Genomic DNA, 555 nt, shown 5'->3' with positions numbered 1-555 from the left:
GGGCTTTGTTGTCACCAAATAACCAACAACGTTGAGCTTATTGCACTGTTTGAGTAGCTCTGCATTTGCGATTTTTGAGCCGCCTTGCATTGGAATCGCATCGAACATCAATACACGTTTCATGATCTGTTCCTCAGTTGATGCTCAACCAGCGGGAAAGGGGTTTCATGCACTGCGCCATTGGCATCGGTACAACAGTTTTGTTTTCCAGCTCGGTTTCATAAATTGCTTCAATCGCTTTGACGGAAGCGGTCGTGGTCAAGTTTTGGCTAGCATGTAGGTAGGCATTTTCAGCCAGTTTTTCTCGCAAGTCGGCATCTTGCATGACCAATTGAATCGCATTCAGCAGTCCCGCCATGCCCTGGTTTGGATAAAGAAGGGCGCTATGGTTGTGCTCGAACAATTCGGGAATACCGCCAGTTTTAGGTGCTACGATTGGCAGTTTTGCTAATGCCGCTTCTCCTACGACTAGACCAAAAGCCTCTTCGTATGCGCCGCTAATGAAAGCGTCAGCATTGCCCGACATCCAAGCGCCTGGATTGGTCTGTTCTCCGA

At 48.5% G+C, this 555-nt stretch carries 1 protein-coding gene and 1 pseudogene; both read right to left on the bottom strand.

All coding sequences use genetic code 11. The features are described from left to right. A pseudogene (locus R8N49_RS29530) lies at positions 1-123 on the bottom strand (glycosyltransferase family 1 protein); the annotation flags it as partial. A 10-nt stretch (positions 124-133) separates the two neighbouring features. Then, the coding region (locus R8N49_RS29525) for a glycosyltransferase family 4 protein (protein WP_318190747.1) at positions 134-555 on the bottom strand (422 nt) is incomplete at its 5' end.

The organism is Vibrio sp. 1978, from assembly GCF_033344345.1.
The sequence above is the reverse complement of the archived record's forward strand: the minus strand, read 5'-3'. Positions and strand labels throughout refer to the sequence as shown.